This is a genomic window from Deinococcus aquaticus, from assembly GCF_028622095.1.
Taxonomy (GTDB): domain Bacteria; phylum Deinococcota; class Deinococci; order Deinococcales; family Deinococcaceae; genus Deinococcus; species Deinococcus aquaticus.
This window is the reverse complement of sequence record NZ_CP115165.1, coordinates 1,669,903-1,693,756: the sequence shown is the minus strand read 5'-3', so window position 1 is coordinate 1,693,756 and position 23,854 is coordinate 1,669,903. Positions and strand designations below refer to the sequence as shown.

Sequence of the window (23,854 nt, the reverse complement as noted above, 5' to 3'; positions counted from 1 at the left end):
CGGTGCGCAGTCACCGCAACCCACCTCCTCAGAACAACGTGGGTTGTAGCGCTTCCTCGGGCACCTGGGGAAGCGCCTCGACTTTCACGTACTCCAGTCCGGCGGCCTGCGCGACCTTCAGGGCCGGGACGGTGATGTCGGGCGCCGCGAGGATGCCGCGCACGGTGCCGGGCACCTGTTCCCGCACGGCCTGCACGTACCGGGCCAGTTGATGCACGGCCTCGTGACCGGCCTTGCCGCGCTTGAGTTCCACGACCACGAAGCGGCCCTGCGCGTCCCGGGCATACAGGTCGATGCCGCCCACCCCGACCAGCAGTTCGCGGTTCAGGACGCTCAGGCCCGGTTCGATCAGGTCCGGTGTGCGGGCCAGCGCCGCCTGCATCTGCGCCTCGCTGCCCTGAAGCAGGAACAACGCCTCGTCGCCCAGGTGCAGGGCCGTGACCTGCGCGCACCCGATCACGCGCACCCGCACCACCTCGGCGGGACTGCGGCGCTCGGCGTGCAGCACCACGCACCCGTCTTCCAGTTCAGCGCTCAGGTGATCGGTGCGCGGCTGCCAGTTCACGGGTTTCACGCCGCGGGGCCCGTGCACCTGCAAAGACCCGTCAGGCTTGAGCAGCAGCAGGCGGTCCCCGGCCTCGGCCATGCTGGTCGCCCGCCCGGCGTACAGCACCTCGACCTCACCCGCCAGGTGCAGGGTCACGCGGGCGTGCAGTTGAGCGCGCAGGAAGGTCAGCAGGGCGTCCGGGGTCGGGTGGGTCAGGGAGTCGATCAGCATGGGCAGGTGCGCGGCGCGCGCCGGGCAGCATAGCGCGCACGCAGCTGAATCCAACCAATCCCATGAAACCCGCATGTGAACTCCATGGCAACTCGCCAAAGTTCACGTGAACGTGACCCGTGATCCAGTCCGGGCCGCGCCGCATACACCTGGGTAGAGCATCACTCCAGCTTCACTGCGCCTGACCTTCACTAAGCTGCACCTTCACGCCCGCCCCGACTGCCCCGCCCCGCCCGAGAGCCCGACCTGCGCACCAACGGACCACGAAGGCCCCTTTCCCGGAGGAACCACCATGAAAAAAGTTGCCCTGCTCACCCTGATCTCCACCGTCGCCCTCGCCTCCTGCAACATGAACCGCACGCCCGACGCCCCCACCGGCCAGCTCGCCTACGGCCTGAGCAACGACGGCAAACTCGTGACTTTCGGCCTGGGCAACCCCGACGCCAGCTACGTGAAGACGGACATCACGGGCCTGGGCACCGACACCCTGGTGGACCTGGACGTGCGCAACACCGACGGCCTGCTGTACGGCGTGACTGCCAGCGGCAAGATCTACAAGATCAGCACCGAGAACGGCGCGGCGACGGTGGACAGCACCATCACCGGCGCCACGGTGGTCGGGGTTGACTTCAACCCGGCCGCCAACCGCCTGCGCGTCATCGGCACGAACGACACCAACTTCCGCCACACGCTGGTTAGTACCCCGGTGCCCAATGCACCTGTGCCCGCTGGCACCACCGCTGACGGAACGTTCGCCCCTTACCCCACGGGTGACACGAACGCGGGCAAGAACCCCAATCTCGTAGCCGCCGCGTACACCAACTCGTTCGACGCCACCGGCAAGACTGCCCCCACCACGACGGCTCTGTTCACCATTGACGCCGATCTCGACATTCTGGTCGCGCACCCGGCCATCGGAGCGCCTCAGTTCAACACCCTTCAGACCGTCGGTACCCTCGGCGTGAACGTGATGGAAGGCATGACCGGCTTCGACATCGCCGGGGCCAACAGCGCGTACCTGAGCAGCGTGTCGGGCAACGACACCAACCTGTACACCGTGAACCTGACCAGCGGCGCCGCTACTGCCCTGAGCGGCAAACTGAGCGGCGTCAAGCTCAAGTCCCTCGCGCTGAAACTCGCCGCGCAGTAACCCCCGCGCGCCTGTTTCCGGTGAACGCCCCTGCCCGCGCGGTGGGGGCGTTCACCGTTGTGCAGCGCGGGCGGGGCACAATGGCGGGCGTGACCCGACCCGATCCACCCGCCGACCTGCCCAGCAAGGCTGCCTGGAGGGCATGGGCGCGGGCCACGCGGGCGGAGTTGCCGGACGTGTCGGGTGAGGTCGTGGCGGGCCTGCGGGTGTTCCTGCGGTCGGTGGGGGCGCGGCGGGTGCTGGCGTACCGGGCGTTGCCGGGTGAGCCGGACGTGGCGGCCCTGCACGGCGAGTTCGAGCTACTGACCACCCGTGCCCGCTTTCGCCCCGTGCCGAGATTGACGCTGCACGCGTGGGAGTCGGCGACGGAACTCAGCCGGTTCGGGGCGCTGCAACCGCCGCCCGGCGCGCCGGGGGTGCCGCTGTCGTCGGTGGATGTGGTGCTGCTGCCGGCGCTGGCGTTCGACGTGCGGGGTGTGCGGTTGGGGTACGGGGGCGGGTTTTACGACCGCCTGCTGCCGGGTTTTGCGGGGGTGACGGTGGGCGTGACGGCGCGGGCGCTGGTGGCAGCGCGCCTGCCGCGTGACGCGCACGACTGCCCGGCCGCGTGGCTGGCGACCGAGGAGGGCGTCACGACGGCCCTGACTGGCCCGTAGCGGCGCGTGTGCCATGCTGGGCGCATGACGCAGATGATCACGGTGCAGGTGGAGGGGTTCGGGGAGATTCAGGCGCGCAGCGGCGAACGGCTGGTGCTGGCGCTGGAGCGCGGCGGCGTGGATGTCCTGCACCGTTGCGGCGGCGTGGCGCGCTGCACGACCTGCCGCGTCAGCTTTCAGGAGGGAGAGCCGAGCGCCATGACGGCCGCCGAGTTCGACAAACTGACCGAGAAGGACCTGATCGGGCAGGCGCGCCTGTCCTGCCAGATCGAGTGCGCGCCCGGCATGAGCGTCACGCCGCTTCAGACGGCGGCCAGCACGGGACTGGAGCCCGGCAAGGCCCCCGCCGAGGAGATCGAACCGGAACCCGTCTGGAGTACCCGGCCCGGCGCGTCCACCGAGGGCTGATCCACGCCTGAAGGCCCCGCAACACCCAGCGCAGGCCGTCGCCGCCGCAGCCGTGAGGCGCGGCAGGAGGCGCTCAGCGTGGGCCAGTGGCGGCCGGAGAACCCGTTCCGCCGTCGGTCGGCTCGCCGGAGTCCGGGGGGCCGTCCGGGGTGGCAGTCTGGGTGGCCTGCGGGTCCAGGGGGTCGGTCAGGGCGGGCGTCCAGCGGGTTTCACCGCACGCGCACGCCCCGCTGCTTTCCTGCGGTGCGCCGGCCGGGGGGCCCGCGCGCGGGGCGGGCCGGACCTGACCGCAGCGCAGGCAGGCCAGCGGGCCCGCGAACGCCTGCGCCTCGGCCACGCCCAGTTCACGGGGCGGTTCCAGATCCCAGGGCGGCACGACCGGCAGGCCCGGCGGCGGGTCGTGCGGGTGCGTGAACACGGTCAGGTTTCCATCCTGCTCGAAGTACGCGCGCTGCACCGCGCCCAGTTGCCGCACGCCCTGGGCGCGCAGGCGCTCGAACACGTCCTCGCGGCTCAGGTTCGCGCGTTCCATGCCCAGTGGGGTCAGGATGCCGTCGCGGATCAGTTCGACCGGCGTGCCCTCCACGAACGTCTCGACGTGCTCGCTGACGATCACCAGATGCGCGATCAGGCGTTGCAGGCCCACGACCAGCGCCATGACCAGCATGGCGTGCAGCAGCGGCACTTCCGGGTAGAACATCGGGTCGCCCGCCGCCGACCCCAGCCCGATCACGATGGCGACCTCCAGCGGACTGAGTTGCGCCAGCCCGCGCTTGCCGGTCACGCGCAGCAGCAGCACCAGCCACAGGAACATCACGGCCGTGCGGAACACGATCTCCAGCAGGAACAGGGGGGGCGTGTCGCCCAGCAGCATCCGCGCCCAGTCGAACGGAACGATCTCGGCGCTCATGGTTGCCTGACCGGCAGGCCCAGCCCGGCCAGGATGCGCGCGCGGTCCCAGCCGGTCAGGGTTGAAAGTTCCGTCAGGGTCGCCTCGAAGTCCGCCCCCGGCACGCCGTCACCTTCCGGCGTCAGGGACCGCAGGCGGCTCCACAGGGCGTTGCGCCGTTCCAGAAACGCGCGGTTCGCCCCGCGCTCAGCCTGTCCGTTCATGCCCGGAGTGTAGTGGGACACACACAACCGGGTCTTGAGCAACGGTTCAGGAACACGCGCGCCCATCCAGCCCGGCAGGCGCGGGCACGCAGAAGGGGCGGGCGCAGTCCACAGTGACCACGACCCGCCCCCTGGGGCCTGCTTCAGCGGTAGCGGGCCACGTCCCGCAGGTGCGCGGCGTAATCGTTGTTCACGTAGATCTTGCCGTTCAGGCCGTGCAGGAAGTACAGCGCGTCCCGGCCGTCCGCCATCTTGCGTTCGGGCTTCAGGACGGCCAGCAGCGCCGCCTGACCGGGGTTGTTGATCGGCCCGGCCGGCAGGCCCTGGCGGGTGTACGTGCTGTACGGCGTGTCCTTCGTGAAGTCCCCGGCGCTGCGGTCCAGTTCCGGCAGGTCCTTGCCCAGCCCGTACGCGACGGTCGGGTCGCTGCCCAGCGCGATGCCGTCGCGCAGGCGGTTCAGGAACACGCCCGCCACGACCGGCATCTCGGCGTCGTTGGCAGCCTCGGCCTGCACCATGCTGGCCAGGATCACCCAGTCACGCACGCCCAGGCCGAGGGCTTTGGCGGCCGCCACGTTCGCGGGCGTGAACTCGGTCTGCATGCGGTCCAGCATGGTCCGCACGATCTTCGCGGGCGTTTCCGCCGGGCGGAACTCGTACGTGGCGGGGAACACGAAGCCCTCCAGGTCCGGCTGACCCCTGGCGTACGGGCTGAGGCTGGTGTCCCGCAGTGCCTTCAGGATGGCCGCGCCGTCGAACCCGGCCTTCTGGAAGATGGCGGGCAGGTCCTTCACGCGCCGCCCCTCGGGAATGGTCACGCCGACTGTTGGAATGCGGGCCGGGCCAGCCAGCTTCTCCGCGACCTGCGCGGCCGTCATCTGCCCGTTCAGGTCGTACAGACCCTCCTTCAGGCTGCCGGCCGTGCCGTTGCGCCGCATGATGAAACGCAGCGCGTCGGCGTTCTTCACGACACCCTTCTCCTGCAGGGTGCGGGCCACGCCGCCCAGCGTGTCACCGGGTTTCACTTCCAGCGTGTACGCCCCACCGCCCGCCGCGCCCAGCAGACTGCGCGCGTACAGCAGCGCGCCCCCCACCGCCAGCAACGCCAGCAGCAGCAGGACCAGCAGCACCCGTACCCACACAGGCAGACCGCGCCGCGCTCCCAGGCGGGTCACAGGGCCACCGTCACGCCGTAACGCCGTAACCGCTCATGCAGGTCCGCGTCGGCCGGGGGGCGCGCCCCGAACCGCGACACGACCCAGCCGCCCACCTGCACGGCCAGACCCGCCGCCCGCACCGCGTCCCCGTGCGTCAGCCACCCGGCCAGGAACGCCCCGCCGAACGAATCCCCGGCGCCCGTGGCGTCGATGACGCGGTCCTGCGTGGCCGGCACCTGCACCCGCGCCTGCGCCGGACCCTCAATCATCACGCCGTCCTCGTCGAGTTTCATGACGATCAGCGCCCGTGGGTACCGCGCCCGGAACCAGTCCATGGCCGCGTGCCGGTCCGCGTGCCCGCTCATGGCGCGCGCCTCGTCGTCGTTCGGGAAGAACACGTCGAACGGCACGTCCTCCAGCACCCGCAGGAACGACTCGCGGCCCATCTGCTGAATCATCTGGAAACTACCGGGGTCCAGGCTCAGGGTCGCGCCTGCCCCGCGCGCCACCCCGGCCGCCATCAGCGCCGCCGCACGCGGCGGATCGCGGAACAGACTCCAGGCGGTCAGGTGCAGGTGCGCCGCGCCGCGCAGCGTGTCCAGCGGCAGTTCCTCCGGCAGCAGTTCCCAGTCGGCGCCCTGCCCGGTCAGCATGGCCCGCTGCCCGCGCCGGTCGATCAGACCCAGAATCACGCCCGTCGGATGCTCCCGGCTGAGCAGCAGGTCCGTGCCCACGTGCTCGGCGTGCAGTTCAGCGGTCGCCAGTTCCCCGAAGCGGTCCAGGCCGATCTTGCCGGTAAACCGGGCCGGGTACGCGCAGCGGGCGGCCCACACCGCCAGGTTCGCGGCGCTTCCTCCCCCGGACAGTTCGATGCGGCCCGTGCTGTCGCCGCCCGGCAGCAGCATGGTGTCGGGTTTCGCCAGCACGTCCCACGTCAGGTCACCCAGCGAAACAAGAGGTTTACGGTCAGTCATTCCAGCACAGAGCATAGCGCCTGCCCGCGCGGCCCCGGACACGCCCGCACCGCCCAGCACCCCCCCCCGGCCCCCGGTCTTCCCACCCGCCGGGCGGAAGGTCTTGAGACCGGCGGGTCAGAACCGCTAGCATGCAGGGCGTGTTCCCCCACAAGTCACACCTGCTGCTGTGCGGCCTGCTCCTGGCCGGCACGCTGGGCCTGAACGCCGCCGACGCCGAACCCGGCGCCCCGGCCAGCGCCCAGCCCGGCAGCAGCGGCTTTCAGTACGTGCAGACCGCCCGGCCCTTCCCGAAAGCCCGGTCCGGCGAACCCGCCCTGCTGACCCTGACCGGAACGCGCACCGAACGCCTGACCCTGAACCAGCTGCGCGCCCTGCCCGCCGCGCAGTACGCCAGCCGGCACCCCCAACTCCAGCAGACCTTCACGTACCGGGGCGTGCCTCTGCGGGACCTCGCGCAGCGCGGCGGGTTCCTGGGCCGCGACATCCGCGTCACCGCCGACGACGGCTTCATTGCCATCATCCGCGCCGACGACTACCGGCAGGCGCCCATCATGGTCGCGTACGAAGCCGACGGCCGCGACGTCCCCATCCTGAACAAAGGCCCCCTGCTGATCGTGTTCCCCCCAGACCGCCGCTTCCCCACCAGCCAGTACGGCAGCCAGTGGGCGTGGTACGTCACGGGCGTCAGCCCCCGCACCCCATGACCCCCAGCACACCCACAGCGGACCCCGCCCCCACCACCACCCCGCGCCGCCTGCTGGGCATCCTGCTGTGCCGCCAGGACCTGCTACTGGCCCTGCTGCCCACCCTCCTGTCGGTCGCGCTGCTGACCGTGGCGTTCCTGCCCGCCTTCCAGTCCCTGAACAACCCGCAAACCACCTGGAGCGGCTACAACTACCAGAGGTTCCTGAACCGCGTGCTGCAGTACGCCCGCACCACCACGGACCCCGACGCCACACCCGCCCAGCAGACCACCAAACGCTACCAGGTCCTCTCGGACATCCTGGCCGCCAACAAGCAGGCCACCGGCGACCACCCGGACTCCCTGTTCGCCGAACTACCCGAACGGGAACGCGACGCCGGCGTACGCCTGAACGACATCGTTCCCCTGATCAGAAGCGGCACCCCCGCCGACGCCGAACGGGCCGTCCGCATCGCCGAACAACTGAACTCCGCCGCGCACACCCACCTGACCGGCGTGCGCGACGAACTGACCCGCAACCTGCACTTCATGCAGATCACCGTCCTGCTCGCCGCGCTCCTCAGCGGCAGCCTCGGCTCCGCCCTGATCCTGCGCGCCCTGAACACCACCCGCCGCGAACAGAACGCCCGCACCGCCCGCGACGCCCAGCACCGCGAAGCCCTCGGCATGGCCGCCCACGAACTCCGCCGCCCCCTCCAGGCCCTGCTGCTCTCCACCGACGCCCTGCGCGGCACCGACAACCCCCGCCTGCGCGAACACCTGCTACGCACCATCGAAGATCAGGCCGCGCAACTCGCCGTGCGCACCGACCTCGAACGCCTCGAACTGATGTATGTGAACATCGAACCCCGCCCCGAACGCACCGACCTGAACGCCCTGCTCGGCCGCCTGGAAACCGAACGCGTCCGCACCCGCCGCCCCCCCACACCCACCCACGTCCACGCCGACCCCAACCACCTGCGCCAGATCCTGGAAAACCTCATCGAGAACGCCCAACGCTACTCCCAGGACCTGATCCTCATCACCCTCGACGGCCCCACACCCGAACGCGGCCCCATGATCCGCGTCCTCGACAACGGCCCCGGCCTGCCCCACGACCTGCTCGAACGCGTGTTCGACGTCGGCTACCGCAAACCCGGCACCCCCCACCGCGAAGGCCAGGGCCTGGGCCTACCCGTCGCCCGCCGACTCGCCCGCGCCAGCCACGCCGAGATCACCCTGCACTCCCCCGAAGGCGGCGGACTCGAAGCCCGCGTCACCTTCCCCACCAGCGAACCACCCCCCACCCCCGAACACCCCACCCCCTGACCCCACCCGCAACCACCCCACCCGATGTACTACCCTGAAAGCTCATGCCCGACGCCCACCCCAACCCCCTCGACCTCACCCACCTGTATGACCTGATCAGGAAGGCCAAGCAGGAGCCTCAGGTGGTCATGGAGCTGACGGCGGCCCTTTTAAAGCAGGCAAAGGAAGATGCTGACCATGCAGCAGAGTCAGCGATCTTGGTCGCCATAGGTGTATCTCAGCTACATCTCGGATTTTTTGACGAGAGCCTAAATCTATTTGCACAGGCTGAAGAGAAATCGGGGGGCAAAAAGGAAATCCTGGCGCTTGTTGTCAAAGAAAGATTGCAAAGCTATATCAACAATAATAAGTATAAAGATATTGGGTCTGACTACTTGCTTCTCCTGAAAATCTACCATTCTTTCGAGAATTACTCAGAGAAGATTTCAGCTCTCAATGTTCTTGCCGGAATAGACTACTCGCGGCGAAAAATAGATGATGCGATATCAAAATTGAATGAAGCAAGAGAAATAGCGCGTAATAAAGAAGACATGCAAAGCCAATCAACAATATCCGGCAATCTTGCTTCTATTTATTCTTCATTAGGTAATTTTCCAAGAGCAATAAGAGAAATACGGAGCGCCCATCTTAATTGCCAAGGTGATCGTAGGGCTGTTGTAGTTCTGCAAATGGCCGCTATATACAGGGAGATAGGAAAAATCAATGAGGCTCTCCTCGTTATCGATAGTTATCTAGAAGAAATTGATAACTCTCCAACAGTTTTACACGAAAGATTTCTTTTAGTAAACAAAGCTGATATTATTGTAGATTTACACCAATATAATGACGCGATAGATATAGTAGAAAAGCGCGAACTTCACAAAAGTCCAGTGTTTAAGATAAGAGCTAATGCCTTAGATATTCTCGGCAAGGCATACAGAGGCCAAGGAGAAATAGACAAGGCTCGCTTATTTTTTATAGAAAGCCTGCAAATTTTCGCCGAGATCGGCCCCATAACAAGCCAAGCCGAGACCGCGATTAATCTAGCCGAATTAGAGCTATCACACAGCAGTCAGCAAGCACTTCACTACTCTTCGCTAGCAATGAATTTGCTTGAGAGCAGCAAGAAGAACCCCAAGCTGTGGTCTAGGGCTTTGCATGTGTCGTCGCGTGGGTACGCGGCGCTTGGGGAGTTCCGGCAGGCGTACGAGGTTGGTGAGCAGCACCGGGAATTGCAGGTGCGTCTGGACCGTGAAGCCGAGCAGCAGCGCCTGGAGGTGGCGTTCGCAGAGCTGGAGTTCGAGCGGACGCAGGCGGTCGCGGAGATTCAGCGGACGGCGCTGGGGCAGGCGCGGGGTGAGGTGGCGGCGCTGCACGCGCATCTGGAGTCGCGGGTGGAGCAGCGGACGCGGGAGCTTCAGGCGGCGAATGAGGAACTGAGTGCGTTCGCGTGGTCGCTGAGTCATTACCTGCGCACGCCGATGCAGCTGGTGATGGGGCACGCGGACCTGCTGGTGAGCGTGCCGGAGGCGGAGCGGGCGCTGCATGCGGACGCGGTGGTGCAGTCGATCGGGCGGATGTCGGACATTCTGGATGGGCTGCTGCGGTACGCGGAGCGGCATTTGAAGCCGCTGGAGTCGCGGCCGGTGTCGGTGGGTGAGTTGGTTGGGGAGGCGTGGACGGAGCTGGCGTTGGGTGACGGGGTGCAGTTGGTGGTGAATCCGTTGCCGGTGGTGGTGGGTGATCCGGCGGCGCTGGGGTTGGTGTTCCGGAATCTGCTGGCGAACGCGGCGCAGCATTCCCGTGGTCGGGAGGGGGCGCGGGTGGTGGTGCGGGCCAGTCTGGAGGGGGGCATGCACGTGATCGAGGTGCGGGATAACGGAGTGGGGTTTGATCCGGGGGCGGCGCAGCGGTTGTTCCGGGTGTTCAGTCAGTTGCCGGCGGGGCAGTCGTTTGAGGGGTTGGGGTTGGGGTTGGCGGATGTGTGGCGCGTGGTGATTGCGCATGGGGGGCACGTGCGGACGGAGGGGCGGCCGGGTGAGGGGGCGTCGTTCTTCGTGTACCTGCCGGCGACGCCGGGGTTGGTGCTGGGTGCGCCGGCCAGCGCCTGATCTGGCCCGCGCCTGAACTGCCCACTGCCTGATCTGCCCACTGCCTGATCTGCCCGGCCCCTGACGGTCGGGGGGTGGGGGTGCCATGCTGGGGCATGTCGCGTTTTCTGTTCCTGCTGCCCCTGCTGGCCGGGTCTGCCCTGGCCGCCGCTCCGGAAGTTCACACGGGGCCGCCGGCGTTTCTACTGCAGTTGACGTTGCTGCTGGGCGTGTCGGCGCTGGCGGCGTACCTGTCGTTCCGGTTGCGGCTCATTCCGATCATTGGGTTTCTGGTGGCGGGTGTGGTGGCGGGGCCGGGCGCGCTGGGTCTGATCCGGGATCAGGAGTTGATCTCGGCGGCGTCCGAGGTGGGCGTGATGCTGCTGCTGTTCACCATCGGGATCGAGTTCAGCCTGGAGCGGTTGTCGCGGATTGCGCGGCAGATTTTCGTGGGCGGCGGGTTGCAGGTGGGCCTGACGGTGCTGGCGGGCGCGGGGGCGCTGCTGCTGGCGGGCGTGGGCGCGCCGGACGCGGTGTTCACGGGCTGCCTGATCGCGCTGTCGAGCACGGCGATCGTGATGCGCCTGCTGGGCGAGCGGGGTGAGACGAACGGCCCGGCGGGGCAGGTGAGTCTGGGCATCCTGATCTTCCAGGATCTGGCGGTGGTGCTGATGGTGCTGCTGATCCCGATGCTGGCCGGGCAGGGTGGGGGCGCGCTGGGCGTGCTGGTCGCACTGGCGAAGGCGGGCGGGATCATTGCGTTCGTGCTGATCGCGGCGCGGCGGATCGTTCCGCCCATCATGGAGGTCGTGGCGCGCACGTGCAGCAGCGAGATCTTCCTGCTGACGGTCGTGGCGTTGTGTTTCGGCACGGCGAGCCTGACGGCCATGGCGGGCGTGAGTCTGGCGCTGGGGGCGTTCCTGGCGGGGCTGCTGGTCAGTGAGAGCCGCTACGGGGCGCAGGCGATGGGTGAGATCCTGCCGCTGCAGATTCTGTTCAGCGCGGCGTTCTTCCTGTCGGTGGGGTTGCAGCTGAACCTGGGGTTCCTGGTGGGGCACCTGGGGGTGGTGCTGGGCGCGGCGCTACTGATCGTGGCGTTGAAGGTGCTGGTGACGTTCGTCAGCGTGCGCCTGCTGGGCGAGTCCACGCGGACGGCGCTGCCCGTGGCGTTCCTGACGGCGCAGGTGGGTGAGTTCTCGTTCGTGCTGGCGACGACGGGTACGGCGCTGGGCCTGAGTTTCGCGGGCATGGGCGCGCAGGGGGGCGGGGTGTTCATCGCGGCGACGGTGCTGCTGATGGCGTTCACGCCCGCCCTGAACGCCCTGGCGGACGCGCTGGGCCGCCGCCTGCCCGCACCGGCACTGGCCAGCGCGGCGGGTGGCGGTGCCGGCAGCTCAGGGAGCGTGCCGGGCGCGGTCCCTGCGGGGGGCGGCGAGGCGCACGGCCTGCCGGTGTCGGGGCGGGTGGTGTTCGCCGGGTACGGCGCGCACGCCCGCCTCGCGGCCCGCGCCCTGAGCCGCGCGGGACTGCCGTACAGCGTCATCACCCGCAACCCGGACGGGGCCAGTGAACTGGAGGGGCGGGGCGCGCCCGTGCTGATCGCGGATTACACGCGGGCCGGTCTGCTGCGCGAACTGAACATCGCCTCGGCCCGCGCGCTGGTCATCGCGGACGACGACACCGAGATGACCGAGCGGGCCGTGAGCGTGGCCCGCTCGGTCGCGCCGGACCTGAACATCATCACGCAGGCCACGTCCAGCGAGGGCTTTCACGGGCTGCAACAGCTGGGCGCGCAGCACATCCTGAGCGCCCGCCGGGAGATCGCCGCCGGAATCCTGGACCTGCTGACGCCACCCGAGGTGACGCGCGCGGACATCACCCGCCACCTCGCCGAGCATCCCGCCGTGACCCTCAGCGCCACGCAACGCGCGCAGTGCGATCACGCCGCGCACAACGCCGGGCCGGTCACCCCGGAGGCGGACGTGTGCCTGGAATGCGTGGCGCTGGGCGACACCTGGGTTCACCTGCGGGTGTGCATGACCTGCGGACACGTCGGCTGCTGCGATTCCAGCAAGAACAAACACGCCACCGCGCACGCCCGGCGGCAGGATCACCCCATCATCCGCAGCGCCGAACCGGGCGAAACCTGGGCGTACTGCTACGAGCACCACTGGACGAAATAGGTAGATGGAGCATGGGTGATAGAGGACCAGCCCCTATTACCCATCAACCATCAACTTTCCCCTATTCCCCGCCCGGAACGGGCTGCACCTGCAGGGCGCGCAGGGCCAGCAGGGTGGCGGTCACGTCGAGCAGGCCGCCCAGGCCGTACACGAGTTGCGTGCTCAGGTCCGGGTCGCCGCTGAAGCCGGGGATGGGCACGACGTTCAGGACGGCCATGCCGAGGCTCAGGGCGGCAGAGAGGTTCAGCCAGTCCATCAGCTTGCGGCGGGGCGCGGCGGCCAGCGGCTCGCTGCTGACGCGCGCGAGGCTGCCGTACGTGGCGTTACTGGCAATGATCGCCGCGCCCCAGATGGTCAGCAGGGCCGTCAGGGCCACCGGGTTCGCCTCGGGGGTGGCGCCGCCCAGCACGCCAAACAGCGTCATGCCCCACAGCGCGCCGCGCAGCGAGGTCAGCCAGGGGAAGACCAGCGTCAGGGCGCGCTGCACGCCGTCCGTTCCGGGCGTGGGCTGGGCGTTCAGGGCGCGGCCCAGCAGCGTGGTCCACCACGCCATGACCAGCGCGGCCAGCAGGGCCTCGGCGGCGTTGAAGTAGCGGCTGAAGTCCGCCGAGCGCCACAGCGAGAACGCCGCCGTGCCCAGCAGCGCCGCGACCTGCACCCACAGCGCACCCAGCGCCAGGGACCGCCAGCGGGCCGGGGTCACGCGCGCCCCGCGCCGTTCACAGGCCCAGCTTGGCGCTCAGGCGTTCGCGCACCACTTCCGGTTTGGCCTGGCCGCCCATGGCTTTCATGACCGGCCCGAACAGGGCGTTCATGGCCTTGGCGTTCCCCGCGCGGACCTTCTCGACGGTGGCCGGGTCGGCGGTCATGGCGGCGTCGATGGCAGCGTCGATGGCGGCCGTGTCGGTCACGACGCTCAGGCCGCGCTCCTGCACCAGCGTGGCCGGGTCGTGGCCGGCCATCACGTCGGGCAGCAGGTCCTTGGCGATCTTGCCGCTGATGGTGCCCGCGTCGATCAGGCGGACCAGAGCGGCCAGGTGCGCGGGGTTCAGGTCGGCATCCGCGACGCTGCGCTCCTGCGCGGCCAGCAGGCCGGACACGTCACCCAGCAGCCAGTTCGCCAGTTTCTGGGCGTCAGGCTGTGCACCGGACTGGGGTTCGCCGGTCAGGGCCTCGTCGTAGAAACGCGACAGCGGCATGCTGAGGCTCAGGGTCTGCGCGTCGGCCTCGCGCACGCCCGCCGCGCGGTAGCGGTCCAGTTTCTGCGCGGGCAGTTCGGGCATGCGCTCCCGCACGCGCGCGATCCATTCGGGCGTGATGTCCAGCGGGGGCAGGTCCGGCTCGGGGAAGTAGCGGTAATCCGCCTCGCCTTCCTTGGTGCGCATCAGGAAGGTCTTCTGGCCGCCCTCGTCCCACCCCAGGGTGTCCTGCGTGATGCGCCCGCCGGCGTCCAGGATGCGGGCCTGCCGCACTGTCTCGAACTCGATGGCGCGCGCCACGCTGCGGAACGAGTTGAGGTTCTTCACCTCGCACTTGGTGCCCCACGGTTCGCCGACCCTGTGCAGGCTGAGGTTCACGTCGCAGCGCATCTTGCCTTCCTCGGGCGTGGCGTCACTGACCCCCAGCGCCTGCGCGATGGCCTGCACGCTCTCCAGGAACGCGCGGGCCTGCTCGGCGCCGGTGATGTCGGCCTCGGTGACCATCTCCAGCAGGCTGGACCCGGCGCGGTTCAGGTCCAGCATGGAGTACGGCGCGTACGTGGGGTGCGTCAGTTTGCCCGCGTCGTCCTCCAGGTGCGCCCGCTTGATCCGCACGCGGCTCACCTCGCCGCCCGGCAGCGTCACATCCAGAAACCCGTCACGCGCGATGGGCCGGTCGTACTGCGACAGCTGGAAGTTCTTCGGGGCGTCCGGGTAGAAGTAGTTCTTGCGGTGAAACTGCGTGAAGCCGCTCACGTCGCAGTTCAGGCCCAGCCCGAACATCATGGCGAGTTCCACCGCCTCGCGGTTCAGGGTGGGCAGCGTGCCCGGCAGGCCCAGCGTGAACGGGTCCGTGAACGTGTTCGGGTCCGCCCCGTGATACTCCTGCGGGCACGAGCTGAAGATCTTGGACCTTGTCTTCAGTTGCAGGTGAACTTCCAGACCAATAACCGCCACATACGACATGCCACGCAGGATACCGCCGCGCCGCACGGCACCGGCCTGCGCGGGCTAGGAGGTCCCGGCAGATCCGGGCGCCGGTTCAGGCGGCAGGAAGTGCAGCCGCGCCGCCGGACTGTTCAGCACCCCGGGCAGGTAGAAGGCGTGCAGGTAGGCCGGGGTGAACAGGTCCGGGTTACGGGCCTCAAACGCCTCCCAGTCCTCCGCACTGTTCCCGGTGCGGTCCAGATGGTCGAGCACCGCGAAGAACCACGCGACGGTCTGCGTCTCGCTGTACTTGTCCTGAAGGCCCAGGCTGTCGGCCAGGGCGCGCAGGCCCGCGCGGAATTCGGCCAGGGCAGCCAGCGCGGGCCGGTCGCGCAGCAGCGTCCACGCGACGAACAGGTGTGCCGCGTGCCCGAATCGGCCGTACCGGGCGGTCGCCTGCGTGAAGGCACGCTTGAAGGAAGTCATGTGGCTATTCTGCCTGCGCGGCGCGCAGTATCAGGTTCATCTCGTGCGTGCTGGCCGCGAAACCCAGCGCCCCGTACAGCGGGCGGGCCATGTCGCTACTGCCCAGGCTGACGCGCGTGATCCCGCGTTCCCGCAGCGCGTTCAGGCAGGCCATGACCAGCGTGCGGGCGTGCCCGGCGCGGCGCCAGTCCGGGTGCGTCCAGACGTTCACCACCCGCGCCCGCCACGGCTGCGGGTCGCCGCGCGTGGGGCCCCAGTGCAGCAGGGTCACGCCCGCCCCGGCGATCACCTCTCCCCCACCCTCCAGCAGGAAGCCCAGGTACGACCCCTCCCGCAGAGCGGATTCCACCCACGCGGCGTACACGGCCCGCTCGGGGAGGTCCCGGGCGTCCGGGTAGCGGTGCGCGGCGACGGTGGCCGCATCGGCCGGAGTGACAGGACGCATCAGGTCCCCAGTCTGCCGCACAGGAGCGCGCCCGGCGGCGCGGAGTCTGGTAGAACGGCTGCATATGACTTTCGTGGCGCTGCTGCACGCGGTGAACCTGGGAGCGCGGCGCAAGGTGCCCATGGCCGACCTGCGCGCCCTGCTGACCGGTCTGGGCCTGCGGGAAGTCCGCACGTACATCCAGAGCGGGAACGCCGTGTTCAGCGCGGACCCCCAACCGGACCTGCGCGGGCGGCTGGAGGCGGCGCTGGAAGCGCAGTTCGGCTTCCCGGTGCCCGTGACGCTCCGCACGGCGCACGAGTGGCAGGAAGCGGCAACCGGTTGCCCCGCCCACCTGCGCAGCGAGGCGGTCGTGGTGGCGTTCCTGCGCGACCCGCCTGCCCCGGAGCATGTGGAGGCCCTGCGTGCCCGGGACGTAACGCCGGAACGCTGGGAGATCGTGGGGCAGACGCTGTACCAGACGGTCCCGGACGGCGTGCGGACCATGAAGCTGTCGGCCGCCGTGATCGAACGGGTGCTGGGCGTGGGCGTGACCGTCCGCAACGAGCGCACCGTGGGGGCCATCGCCGCCCTGCTGGACACCTGAGCCGCGCGCCGCCCGTTCCTGCCGTAGCCTACCGCATGGCCCGCCTGAAGTCCCCGCCCGCCGCGTTCCTGTCGGCCGCGCCGCTGCTGTTCGTGCTGCTCTGGAGCACCGGCTTCCTGGGGACCAAGGGTGCCGCCCGGAACGCCGACCCGTTCGCGTTCCTGACCGTCCGCTTTGCCCTGGCGGCCCTGCTGATGCTGGCCCTGACAGCCGCGCTGCGCGCCCCGTGGCCCACGCGGGCGCAGGCGGGCCGCGCGGGCGTGACGGGCCTGCTGCTGCACGCCGGGTACCTGGGCGGCGTGACCACCGCCATCTGGCTGGGCCTGCCCGCCGGAATCACCAGCGTGCTGGTGGGCGTGCAGCCCCTGCTGACCGGCTTTCTGTCCTGGCCGGTGCTGGGCGAGCGGGTCACGCGGCCGCAGTGGGCGGGGCTGCTGCTGGGCTTTGCGGGTGTGCTGCTGGTCGTGGGCGGCCAGGGCATCGGGAGTCAGACCAGCAGCGGTCAGTCAGCCAGCCTGCCCGCCCTGCTGGCCGCCGCGTTCGCGCTCCTGTGCACCACCGCCGGCACCCTCTACCAGCGCCGCGTGGGGGCCGACATGCCCCTGCTGGGCGGCACGGCCGCGCAGTACGTCGTCAGCGCCGCTGCCCTCGGGGCCGTCACCCTGGCGCGCGGGGGCGGCGTGATCCACTGGAACGCGGAATTCATCCTGTCCCTCACGTGGCTGGTGCTGGTCCTGTCGGTCGGGGCGATCCTGCTGCTCATGCGCCTGCTGCGCGACCTGCCCGCCGCGCGCGTGAACAGCCTCTTCTACCTCGTGCCGCCACTGGCCGTGCTGGAAAGCTGGGCGCTGTACGGCGAACGCCTGAGCACCCTCTCGCTGGGCGGCCTGCTGCTGTGCGTGGCAGGCGTTGCCCTCGCCGCCCGGCAACCCACCGCCCCCTTACGACAGGACGGACCGTGACCAGTCCAGCCGAAGGAGGCGGGCGCGCGCCACACCTGAGGCACCCCGCGTTCAACCCGCACGGTACCGTGATTACATGCTTCCCTCCATACGCGCTGCCGGCTGTTTCGCCCTGCTCACCATCGGTGCAGGTCTGCCCGGACCGGCGTCTGCCCAGAGCGCCGCTCCACTGCAGGGACTGACAGACGCCGAGCTTGACCTACTGCTGTCCGCCACGGACCTCCTCGACCCGAACGGTTTTCTGCCCGGCGTGATCGCACCTGACCTGCCCTTCCGGGTAGCGCCGTTCATGAACCGCACGGTCGTGGGCAGCGTCATCCAGCCGTTCAGTACGAAAGTCGTCGTACGCACCACCCTGAATCCCGAAACGGCGAGCGCCATCGCTGAGGGCCTGCTCCGCCGGGACGGGTGGCTGGACATGTACCCCACCAACCCCACTATGGAGGTCTTTCAGGACGCTCCGGGCAGCACCACCCGAGGCGCGCCGCTGCTGTGCAAACCCGGCCTGGGCGGTCAGATGAACATCAACGTATTCCCGAACGGATCCGGGCTGACGCAGGTCAACTATTCGTTCCAGGCCTTCGGCGCCGCCTGCCCTTCCGGTAGAGCCCGGACAACCCCGAATGCCTACGAATCTGTCTACGAAAATGCGGTTGACCCGCTTCAGACCCTGCTGAGCTCTGGCGTGACCATCCCAGTCCTGCCCGCCCCCGCCGAAGCCCTGATCGAACCCAGCGGCAACGAGTACAGCGGCTCGTACTACAAAACGTACGCGAAAGTCTTCTCCTCGCTGAGCGCCGAGCAGGTCCGCGCCGCCTACGTGGGCCGCCTGAACGCGCAGGATTGGGCCACCACCAGCAGCACCCGCAAGGGCTCCGAACTGATCAGCACCGTGCGCCGCACCTTCGGAAAACGCACCCTGACCGCCACCTTCGCCCTCACCCCCCGTCCCGGCCAGACCCGCATGAACGGCACCAAGAGCCTTCAGCAGTACGACGTGAAATTCGAATTCACGTACTGAACGGCAGCGCGTCAGCGGGAAACCCAACACAACAGAGGCGCCCTGCCTCGGGTCAATCCCAAGGATCCCTGTGTGCCCGGCAACCCACCGCCCGCCCGGCGCGTACTGCCTGACATGAGCGAACTGAACGGACGGATCGGCGGCATCACCCAGGGGTACGACCTGCACGCCGACTGGAACGGCGAACGACTGGACGGTCGCATCGGTGGGACCTTCCAGGGCAAGGACATCAAGCTCACGGTCCGCGCCGGGGACGTGGACGGCCGCATCGGCGGCACCTTCGCCGGGTTCGACGCCGACGGCGACGTGACCGCCCAGAGCGTCAGCGTGCGCCTCGGCGGCCACATCGACGGGGACGACGTGCACCTCCAGATCAGCGGCGACCGCGTCCCGGGCCGTTACTCTGGCCGCATCGACGGCAAGGACATCGACCTGCATGTCAGCGGTGACCGCCTGCACGGCCGCATCGGCGGAATCGTGGAAGGCAAGGATGTGAACCTTACCCTCGGCGGAGTGCCCGTGGAGGTCGCCGCTCTGGCCGCCGCCTGCGCGTACAAGGCCCTCGAAGACCAGCAGGCGCACGACGCCTCCGCCGCCAGCAGCAGCAGCGGGGGGTAAATCCTAAGGGAAGGCGTCGCCCGCTGCGTTCAGAATGGGCGCAGCAGGCGTGTCAACGTGATCCTGAGCGGTCCCCCCAAGGCGTTTCAGGGCGTGGCCGACCAGCTCGAATCCCAGGGTGTACCCGGCCCAGCGGGGCAGGCCGTGTGCCCCGGACCCGTAGAACCACGCCTCGAACCCGAAGTCGCTGGTCTGGAGCAGCGGCCGCGCCCTCTGCCACAGGGCGGCCCGGTCGATACGGGCCTGCGCGTAAGGGGGTGCCTGCCCGGCCCGCTCGGTCCGTTCGTGGTGCTGGGCGAGGCCCTCGGTGACCAGCACTTCCAGCAGGGTGCGGCCGTAACCGGGACCGCGCCAGCGGCGGGCGTGGTGGAGTTCGTGGGCCAGCGTGGCGGGCAGTTCGGTGCGCCAGCCGGGCAGAAACTCCGGGTTATCGGGACTGACCGTCAGTTCCACATATGACCCGGTGGGGGCGAATCCGTGAATCCCGGTTTCCGGCAGCCCCCAGGGCAGCACCCGCAGGGCCACGTCCACGCCGGTCAGACCCAGCTGAGCGGTGTGGCGTTGCAGGGTCGCCTCCAGCACACGCCTCATCTCATCCGCCAGGGGCGAAGGCAGGGTCCCGGCCGCGTTCATGACATGCAGGACGTTCACCTGGGTTTACTCGCTGCCCTCCTTGCGGCGCAGCAGGAAGAATCCGGCGGCGCTGCCCAGGGCAAGCAGGACGGCGGGCGCGCCGGTGGCCCAGCTGGCGGTTCCGGCGAGGGTGACGGTGAGGCCCAGAATGCCGAGGATCCAGCCGCAGGCGAGCAGGGCGAAGGTGGTCCAGGGGAGGCGGCTGACGGTGATGAGGGTCAGTGGCAGGAACGCGGCGGAGAGGAGGATGCGGACGCTGCCGCTGGTCTGGAGGTCGGGGGCGGCGGCGGCGAGTGCCCAGACGGTCAGTGCGGCGGCGGGGATCAGCAGCAGCGTGGCGGCGGGGCTGGTGGGTGTCCGGGTGCTGGTCATACGGTCAGCGTAGTGGGTGGCGATCCGGCCTGCACGCGAGGTTGCGGCTTCCGGGCGGGCGCGGCGGTGAGGAATTCCCAGCAAGCCGCACATTCCCGCGTGTGGGTGCGTGGTACGTTCCGCCCATCATGACGGTGACGACGAAGGCGAGAACGTTGGGTGAATTGCTTCAGACGGCAGAGTACGCCGGGCGCGCGCCGTTCGACGGCCGCATTCGGCTGGTGCAGGACGAGGTGCGGGAGAACCTGACCCGCAAGTTGCGCAGCGGCGAGGAACTGTTCCCCGGTGTGGTCGGGTACGACGACACGGTGATTCCGCAACTGGTGAACGCGCTGCTGGCGCGGCAGAACTTCATTCTGCTGGGCCTGCGCGGTCAGGCGAAGAGCCGGATTCTGCGGGCCATCACGGGCCTGCTGGACGAGGAAGTGCCGGTCATTGCGGGCGTGGACATGCCGGACGACGTGCTGAACCCGGTGGGCGCGGAGGGCCGTCACCTGCTGGAGGCGCATGGGATGGACCTGCCGATCCGCTGGCTCCCACGCGCCGACCGGTACGTGGAGAAACTGGCGACGCCGGACGTGACGGTCGCGGACCTCGTGGGCGACGTGGACCCCATCAAGGCGGCGCGTCTGGGCACCAGCCTGGGCGACGTGAGAAGCATGCACTTCGGGCTGCTGCCGCGCGCTAACCGGGGGATCTTCGCGGTGAACGAACTGGCGGACCTGTCCCCGAAGGTGCAGGTGGCGCTGTTCAACATCCTTCAGGAGGGGGACGTGCAGATCAAGGGCTACCCCGTCCGGCTGGAACTGGACGTGATGCTGGTCTTCAGCGCGAACCCCGAGGATTACACGGCGCGCGGGAAGATCGTCACGCCGCTCAAGGACCGCATCGGCAGCGAGATCCGCACGCACTACCCGACCGACGTGCGCCTGGGCATGGACATCACGGCGCAGGAGGCCGCGCGGGCCGAGGGTGTGATCGTGCCGCCGTTCATCGCGGAACTGATCGAGGAGATCGCGTTCCAGGCGCGCGAGGACGGCCGCGTGGACAAACTGAGCGGCGTGTCGCAGCGTCTGCCGATCTCGCTGATGGAGGTCGCCGCCGCGAACGCCGAACGCCGCAGCCTCGTGGCCGGGGACGCCCCGGTCGTGCGCGTCAGTGACGTGTACGCGGGCCTGCCGGCCATCACGGGCAAGATGGAACTGGAGTACGAGGGTGAACTCAAGGGCGCCGATCAGGTCGCCCGGGACGTGATCCGCAAGGCGGCCGGGGCCACGTACGCCCGCAACTACGGCAGCGCGAACACCCGCGACCTAGAGAAATGGTTCGAGGCTGGGAATGTGTTCCGCTTCCCGCAGGGTGGGGACAGCGCCGCCGCGCTGAAAGCCGCCGGGGAAGTGCCAGGCCTGAGTGATCTGGCCGCCGAGGTCGCCGCGAGCAGCGACGACGCCGTGCGCGTCAGTGCCGCCGAGTTCATCCTGGAAGGCCTGTACGGCCGCAAGAAACTCTCGCGCGCCGAGGAACTGTATGCCGCGCCGGAAGCCGAAACGCGCCAGCAGCGCGGCGGCCGCTGGAACTGATACGGACTCCGATTGAAGGGGCTGCAAAGCTCCTTCAATCCGAGCGGATGCGAGTGGGAGCGGAACGGGTTCCGGGCGTGGAGTTGGCAGATCGGTGGTGTTCCGATCTGTCAACGAAACAGACGGAATCCGTATGAGACAGCAGGCGAAGCACAGACAGCGGGGAGTGGATCGGGGCGGGCGTCCCATCCGCTCCCCATTTCCTGCTGCCTGCTTCCTATTACCCTGGTGGGGTGCTGCCCTCTGCCCTGGCTGATCTGATCGAGTTTCACGCGCCGCTGTCAGTGGTGCAGCGGGAGCAGGGGGGCGCAGTGACGCTGCTGACGCCGGGCGTGAATGTGCTGGCGCTGAATGCGACGTTCCTGCCGGGTGATGTGGGTGACGTGGACCTGCGGGCCGTGCAGGACTGGCATGAGGGGCAGGGGCTGCCGCCGCTGGTGGCGTGGGCGGGCGCGGATGCCCCGGCGGGGCTGGCGGTGCAGCCGGTGGCGCGGGTGTGGGTGGGCGACTGGGTCGGTGAACCGGACCCGCCTGACGCCTCGGTGGTGGTCGAGCAGGTGGGCCGCCTGCACCTGAGCGCGTGGGCGGGGGCGCTGTGCGCGGCGCACGGCACGCCGGAGTGGGCGGCGGGACTGGCGCGGCAACTGGCGGGGCCGCTGGAGGCCGCCGCCGGGGCCTTCGCGCTGCTGATGGCGTACCGGGACGGGCAGGCCGCAGGGTCGCTGCTGTGGCAGGCGCGCGGGGCGGGCGGCGCGGCGCATCTGTGGGGCGCGCTGGATGCCAGTGCGGGCGCGGCGCTGCTGGACGCGGCGGCGGCACTGGGGGACGGGTTGCGCGTGACGGTTCCGGACGGGTGGGCGGGCCTGGGCAGGCAAGAGCCCGTGACGTACGGCCTGCTGACCGGCGAGCATGAGAACCACAACTGACCGGCTTTCCATTTGAAAGTCATGAGAAAACCCTCGTGTGAGAATTCCCGCAAAGGCAGGCTTTCCGCCCACCGGCAGCCTGTCTAAGCAGACATGAGAAATGAGAAAGATTTCCTCATGGTAAAGAGACTTCGGCACGTTCTAATGCGCTCATGCTTCCACAACCCCTGCGCGGCGCTGGTGTCGCCCTGCTGATCCTGACCCTCAGCGCCTGCGGCGGCACCGGCAGTCCCAGCAGCCCCGCCGCGCCGACCGACACGGCCGGCACCATCAGCGATACGCTCGCCCCGCAGGGCGTCGCCAGTCCCGTCACGCTCACGCTGGGGCAGCCACAGCAACTGACCGTCACGGTCGGCGGCCGCGCCCCCACGGCCGGCCAGCTCGTGTGGACCACCAGCAACGCGGCAGTCGCCACCGTCACGCAGACCGGACTGGTCACGCCCGTGGGCAGCGGGAACGCCACCGTCCGCGCCGCCCTGACCAGCAACGCGGCGGCCTTCATCGACTTCCCGCTGACCGTCAGCGGCGCCATCACCGCGCCCAGCCCGTCCCCGACACCGGCCCCCGCGCCCGCCACGGGATTCGCGCAGCAGGTCCTGGACCTCGTGAACGCCGCCCGCACCCAGGCACGCACCTGCGGCGCGACGCCATACGCCGCCGCGCCCGCCCTGACCCTGAACGCCCAACTTGGGCAGGCCGCGCAGGGGCACGCCGCCGACATGGCCGCCCAGAACTACTTCAGCCACACCAGCAAGGACGGCCGCACCGCCGCGCAGCGCATCGCCGCCGCCGGGTACGCCTACCGCACCTGGGGCGAAAACATCGCCGCCGGGCAGGCCACCGCCGCGCAGGTCGTCGCCGGCTGGCTGACCAGCGAGGGCCACTGCAAGAACATCATGAATCCCGCGTTCAAGGAACTCGGCGTCGGGTACGCCTACACGAGCACCAGCACCTACAAGCACTACTGGGTGCAGGACTTCGGCGCGCGCTGAAGCACGCAGCGCAGGAGGGGGAGGCCTGTCGCAGCCTCCCCCTCCTCTCGTATGAGCCTTACCCGAACAGTTGCCGGTACTCGCCGTACCCCTGCGCTTCCAGCTCCGCGAGCGGCACGAAGCGCATGGCGGCCGAGTTGATGCAGTAGCGCAGCCCGCCCCGGTCCTGCGGGCCGTCCGGGAACACGTGCCCCAGGTGCGAGTCCGCCGCGACCGAACGGACCTCGGTGCGGGCGTACCCGATCCTGTAATCCGTGTTCTCGGTCAGGGTCACGCTGGGAATGGGCTGCGTGAAGCTGGGCCACCCGCACCCGGCGTCGTACTTGTCGAGGCTGGAGAACAGCGGCTCGCCGCTCACCACGTCCACGTAGATGCCTTCCCCGGTGTGATCCCAGTACTCGCCGGTAAAGGCCCGCTCGGTGCCCTCGTGCTGGGTCACGCTGTACTGCACGGGCGAGAGCCGCTCGCGCAGCTCGGCATCCGACGGTTTCACGAACGGCTTGTCAGTCATGCGGGCAGTCTAGGCGCGAGCGCCCCGCACGACGGTGACCGAGAGTAGGAAGTGGTGAGCGGGTCGGGGCCAGCGTCCCACCCACTCACCACAG

General features: G+C 69.1%; 26 protein-coding genes. 14 read left to right on the top strand and 12 right to left on the bottom strand.

Annotated elements, in window-relative coordinates; all coding sequences use genetic code 11:
* Positions 1-28: 28 nt before the first annotated feature.
* Positions 29-832, bottom strand: a complete 804-nt coding sequence (gene nucS, locus M8445_RS08220; protein ID WP_273987267.1) for an endonuclease NucS — start codon at positions 830-832, stop codon at positions 29-31.
* 238 nt (positions 833-1,070) lie between these two features.
* Here nucS and M8445_RS08215 point away from each other — a divergent pair, with 238 nt between their 5' ends.
* From M8445_RS08215 to M8445_RS08205, 3 genes are all read left to right on the top strand, one after another.
* Positions 1,071-1,928, top strand: a complete 858-nt coding sequence (locus tag M8445_RS08215; RefSeq protein ID WP_273987265.1) for a DUF4394 domain-containing protein — start codon at positions 1,071-1,073, stop codon at positions 1,926-1,928.
* Between the two features lie 89 nt (positions 1,929-2,017).
* Entirely contained in the window at positions 2,018-2,584 is a 567-nt protein-coding gene (locus M8445_RS08210; protein WP_420704084.1) for a 5-formyltetrahydrofolate cyclo-ligase, read from the top strand.
* Between the two features lie 33 nt (positions 2,585-2,617).
* On the top strand, positions 2,618-2,992 hold the full coding sequence (locus tag M8445_RS08205) for a 2Fe-2S iron-sulfur cluster-binding protein (RefSeq protein ID WP_273990868.1): 375 nt from the start codon (positions 2,618-2,620) through the stop codon (positions 2,990-2,992).
* 73 nt (positions 2,993-3,065) lie between these two features.
* Here the strand turns inward: M8445_RS08205 and M8445_RS08200 are convergent, their stop codons facing one another.
* From M8445_RS08200 to M8445_RS08185, 4 genes are all read right to left on the bottom strand, one after another.
* The gene (locus tag M8445_RS08200) at positions 3,066-3,902 is read right to left on the bottom strand and encodes a DUF421 domain-containing protein (protein ID WP_273987260.1); all 837 of its coding nucleotides are present in this window, start codon (positions 3,900-3,902) and stop codon (positions 3,066-3,068) included.
* A complete protein-coding gene (locus tag M8445_RS08195) occupies positions 3,899-4,105 on the bottom strand; it encodes a hypothetical protein (RefSeq protein WP_273987258.1) in 207 nt (68 codons plus the stop codon). Before M8445_RS08195 ends, M8445_RS08200 begins: the two co-directional genes overlap by 4 nt.
* Before the next feature lie 143 nt (positions 4,106-4,248).
* Entirely contained in the window at positions 4,249-5,280 is a 1,032-nt protein-coding gene (gene mltG, locus M8445_RS08190; protein ID WP_273987256.1) for an endolytic transglycosylase MltG, read from the bottom strand.
* Positions 5,277-6,236 carry a carbohydrate kinase family protein gene (locus M8445_RS08185; RefSeq protein WP_273987254.1) on the bottom strand — a complete coding sequence of 320 codons (960 nt, stop codon included), beginning with the start codon at positions 6,234-6,236 and terminating at the stop codon, positions 5,277-5,279. Before M8445_RS08185 ends, mltG begins: the two co-directional genes overlap by 4 nt.
* Before the next feature lie 140 nt (positions 6,237-6,376).
* On the opposite strand from M8445_RS08185, the gene M8445_RS08180 reads away from it, so the two are divergent.
* The 4 genes from M8445_RS08180 to M8445_RS08165 all read left to right on the top strand — a co-directional run bounded on the left by M8445_RS08180 (position 6,377) and on the right by M8445_RS08165 (position 12,502).
* Complete coding sequence (locus M8445_RS08180; protein ID WP_273987252.1) at positions 6,377-6,943, top strand: hypothetical protein; 567 nt, start codon at positions 6,377-6,379, stop codon at positions 6,941-6,943.
* On the top strand, positions 6,940-8,250 hold the full coding sequence (locus M8445_RS08175; RefSeq protein WP_273987251.1) for a sensor histidine kinase: 1,311 nt from the start codon (positions 6,940-6,942) through the stop codon (positions 8,248-8,250). The genes M8445_RS08180 and M8445_RS08175 overlap by 4 nt, the downstream gene beginning before the upstream one ends.
* A gap of 44 nt (positions 8,251-8,294) precedes the next feature.
* On the top strand, positions 8,295-10,340 hold the full coding sequence (locus M8445_RS08170; RefSeq protein WP_273987250.1) for an ATP-binding protein: 2,046 nt from the start codon (positions 8,295-8,297) through the stop codon (positions 10,338-10,340).
* A 95-nt stretch (positions 10,341-10,435) separates the two neighbouring features.
* The gene (locus tag M8445_RS08165; RefSeq protein WP_273987249.1) at positions 10,436-12,502 is read left to right on the top strand and encodes a cation:proton antiporter; all 2,067 of its coding nucleotides are present in this window, start codon (positions 10,436-10,438) and stop codon (positions 12,500-12,502) included.
* Positions 12,503-12,563: 61 nt separating this feature from the next.
* Here the strand turns inward: M8445_RS08165 and M8445_RS08160 are convergent, their stop codons facing one another.
* The 4 genes from M8445_RS08160 to M8445_RS08145 are packed head-to-tail and all read right to left on the bottom strand — an operon-like array spanning position 12,564 to position 15,559.
* On the bottom strand, positions 12,564-13,205 hold the full coding sequence (locus M8445_RS08160; protein ID WP_273987248.1) for a hypothetical protein: 642 nt from the start codon (positions 13,203-13,205) through the stop codon (positions 12,564-12,566).
* Between the two features lie 16 nt (positions 13,206-13,221).
* Positions 13,222-14,667, bottom strand: coding sequence for an Asp-tRNA(Asn)/Glu-tRNA(Gln) amidotransferase subunit GatB (gatB, locus tag M8445_RS08155; RefSeq protein ID WP_273987246.1), 1,446 nt, complete (start codon positions 14,665-14,667; stop codon positions 13,222-13,224).
* 45 nt (positions 14,668-14,712) lie between these two features.
* The gene (locus M8445_RS08150) at positions 14,713-15,114 is read right to left on the bottom strand and encodes a hypothetical protein (protein WP_273987244.1); all 402 of its coding nucleotides are present in this window, start codon (positions 15,112-15,114) and stop codon (positions 14,713-14,715) included.
* A gap of 4 nt (positions 15,115-15,118) precedes the next feature.
* On the bottom strand, positions 15,119-15,559 hold the full coding sequence (locus tag M8445_RS08145; protein WP_273987243.1) for a GNAT family N-acetyltransferase: 441 nt from the start codon (positions 15,557-15,559) through the stop codon (positions 15,119-15,121).
* A 64-nt stretch (positions 15,560-15,623) separates the two neighbouring features.
* Between M8445_RS08145 and M8445_RS08140 the strand changes: the two genes are divergently transcribed.
* From M8445_RS08140 to M8445_RS08125, 4 genes are all read left to right on the top strand, one after another.
* Positions 15,624-16,145, top strand: a complete 522-nt coding sequence (locus M8445_RS08140) for a DUF1697 domain-containing protein (protein ID WP_273987242.1) — start codon at positions 15,624-15,626, stop codon at positions 16,143-16,145.
* A gap of 35 nt (positions 16,146-16,180) precedes the next feature.
* Positions 16,181-17,107: a DMT family transporter gene (locus M8445_RS08135; RefSeq protein WP_273987241.1), complete on the top strand. Its 927-nt coding sequence runs from the start codon at positions 16,181-16,183 to the stop codon at positions 17,105-17,107.
* A 76-nt stretch (positions 17,108-17,183) separates the two neighbouring features.
* Positions 17,184-18,128, top strand: coding sequence for a hypothetical protein (locus M8445_RS08130; RefSeq protein WP_273987240.1), 945 nt, complete (start codon positions 17,184-17,186; stop codon positions 18,126-18,128).
* Between the two features lie 114 nt (positions 18,129-18,242).
* Positions 18,243-18,746 carry a hypothetical protein gene (locus tag M8445_RS08125; RefSeq protein WP_273987238.1) on the top strand — a complete coding sequence of 168 codons (504 nt, stop codon included), beginning with the start codon at positions 18,243-18,245 and terminating at the stop codon, positions 18,744-18,746.
* 3 nt (positions 18,747-18,749) lie between these two features.
* Here the strand turns inward: M8445_RS08125 and M8445_RS08120 are convergent, their stop codons facing one another.
* Positions 18,750-19,337: a DUF2268 domain-containing putative Zn-dependent protease gene (locus M8445_RS08120; protein WP_273987237.1), complete on the bottom strand. Its 588-nt coding sequence runs from the start codon at positions 19,335-19,337 to the stop codon at positions 18,750-18,752.
* A 66-nt stretch (positions 19,338-19,403) separates the two neighbouring features.
* Positions 19,404-19,751: a hypothetical protein gene (locus tag M8445_RS08115; protein WP_273987235.1), complete on the bottom strand. Its 348-nt coding sequence runs from the start codon at positions 19,749-19,751 to the stop codon at positions 19,404-19,406.
* Between the two features lie 128 nt (positions 19,752-19,879).
* Between M8445_RS08115 and M8445_RS08110 the strand changes: the two genes are divergently transcribed.
* The 3 genes from M8445_RS08110 (at position 19,880) to M8445_RS08100 (ending at position 23,249) form a co-directional block, all read left to right on the top strand.
* The gene (locus tag M8445_RS08110) at positions 19,880-21,331 is read left to right on the top strand and encodes a magnesium chelatase ATPase subunit I (RefSeq protein WP_273987234.1); all 1,452 of its coding nucleotides are present in this window, start codon (positions 19,880-19,882) and stop codon (positions 21,329-21,331) included.
* A gap of 233 nt (positions 21,332-21,564) precedes the next feature.
* Positions 21,565-22,257, top strand: coding sequence for a hypothetical protein (locus M8445_RS08105; RefSeq protein WP_273987232.1), 693 nt, complete (start codon positions 21,565-21,567; stop codon positions 22,255-22,257).
* Between the two features lie 152 nt (positions 22,258-22,409).
* Positions 22,410-23,249 carry a CAP domain-containing protein gene (locus M8445_RS08100; RefSeq protein ID WP_273987231.1) on the top strand — a complete coding sequence of 280 codons (840 nt, stop codon included), beginning with the start codon at positions 22,410-22,412 and terminating at the stop codon, positions 23,247-23,249.
* Positions 23,250-23,307: 58 nt separating this feature from the next.
* Here the strand turns inward: M8445_RS08100 and msrB are convergent, their stop codons facing one another.
* A complete protein-coding gene (gene msrB, locus M8445_RS08095; RefSeq protein ID WP_273987230.1) occupies positions 23,308-23,760 on the bottom strand; it encodes a peptide-methionine (R)-S-oxide reductase MsrB in 453 nt (150 codons plus the stop codon).
* Between the last annotated feature and the right edge of the window lie 94 nt (positions 23,761-23,854).

Bases quoted from the DNA above. Each gene is read 5' to 3' on its own strand.
- M8445_RS08145 (WP_273987243.1), bottom strand. From the start codon at position 15,559: ATGCGTCCTGTCACTCCGGCCGATGCGGCCACCGTCGCCGCGCACCGC.
- M8445_RS08205 (WP_273990868.1), top strand. From the start codon at position 2,618: ATGATCACGGTGCAGGTGGAGGGGTTCGGGGAGATTCAGGCGCGCAGC.
- M8445_RS08115 (WP_273987235.1), bottom strand. From the start codon at position 19,751: ATGACCAGCACCCGGACACCCACCAGCCCCGCCGCCACGCTGCTGCTG.
- M8445_RS08110 (WP_273987234.1), top strand. From the start codon at position 19,880: ATGACGGTGACGACGAAGGCGAGAACGTTGGGTGAATTGCTTCAGACG.
- M8445_RS08120 (WP_273987237.1), bottom strand. From the start codon at position 19,337: ATGAGGCGTGTGCTGGAGGCGACCCTGCAACGCCACACCGCTCAGCTG.
- M8445_RS08165 (WP_273987249.1), top strand. From the start codon at position 10,436: ATGTCGCGTTTTCTGTTCCTGCTGCCCCTGCTGGCCGGGTCTGCCCTG.
- M8445_RS08170 (WP_273987250.1), top strand. From the start codon at position 8,295: ATGCCCGACGCCCACCCCAACCCCCTCGACCTCACCCACCTGTATGAC.
- msrB (WP_273987230.1), bottom strand. From the start codon at position 23,760: ATGACTGACAAGCCGTTCGTGAAACCGTCGGATGCCGAGCTGCGCGAG.
- gatB (WP_273987246.1), bottom strand. From the start codon at position 14,667: ATGTCGTATGTGGCGGTTATTGGTCTGGAAGTTCACCTGCAACTGAAG.
- M8445_RS08135 (WP_273987241.1), top strand. From the start codon at position 16,181: ATGGCCCGCCTGAAGTCCCCGCCCGCCGCGTTCCTGTCGGCCGCGCCG.
- M8445_RS08175 (WP_273987251.1), top strand. From the start codon at position 6,940: ATGACCCCCAGCACACCCACAGCGGACCCCGCCCCCACCACCACCCCG.
- M8445_RS08100 (WP_273987231.1), top strand. From the start codon at position 22,410: ATGCTTCCACAACCCCTGCGCGGCGCTGGTGTCGCCCTGCTGATCCTG.
- M8445_RS08150 (WP_273987244.1), bottom strand. From the start codon at position 15,114: ATGACTTCCTTCAAGCGTGCCTTCACGCAGGCGACCGCCCGGTACGGC.
- M8445_RS08130 (WP_273987240.1), top strand. From the start codon at position 17,184: ATGCTTCCCTCCATACGCGCTGCCGGCTGTTTCGCCCTGCTCACCATC.
- M8445_RS08195 (WP_273987258.1), bottom strand. From the start codon at position 4,105: ATGAACGGACAGGCTGAGCGCGGGGCGAACCGCGCGTTTCTGGAACGG.
- M8445_RS08215 (WP_273987265.1), top strand. From the start codon at position 1,071: ATGAAAAAAGTTGCCCTGCTCACCCTGATCTCCACCGTCGCCCTCGCC.
- M8445_RS08185 (WP_273987254.1), bottom strand. From the start codon at position 6,236: ATGACTGACCGTAAACCTCTTGTTTCGCTGGGTGACCTGACGTGGGAC.
- M8445_RS08125 (WP_273987238.1), top strand. From the start codon at position 18,243: ATGAGCGAACTGAACGGACGGATCGGCGGCATCACCCAGGGGTACGAC.
- M8445_RS08140 (WP_273987242.1), top strand. From the start codon at position 15,624: ATGACTTTCGTGGCGCTGCTGCACGCGGTGAACCTGGGAGCGCGGCGC.
- M8445_RS08200 (WP_273987260.1), bottom strand. From the start codon at position 3,902: ATGAGCGCCGAGATCGTTCCGTTCGACTGGGCGCGGATGCTGCTGGGC.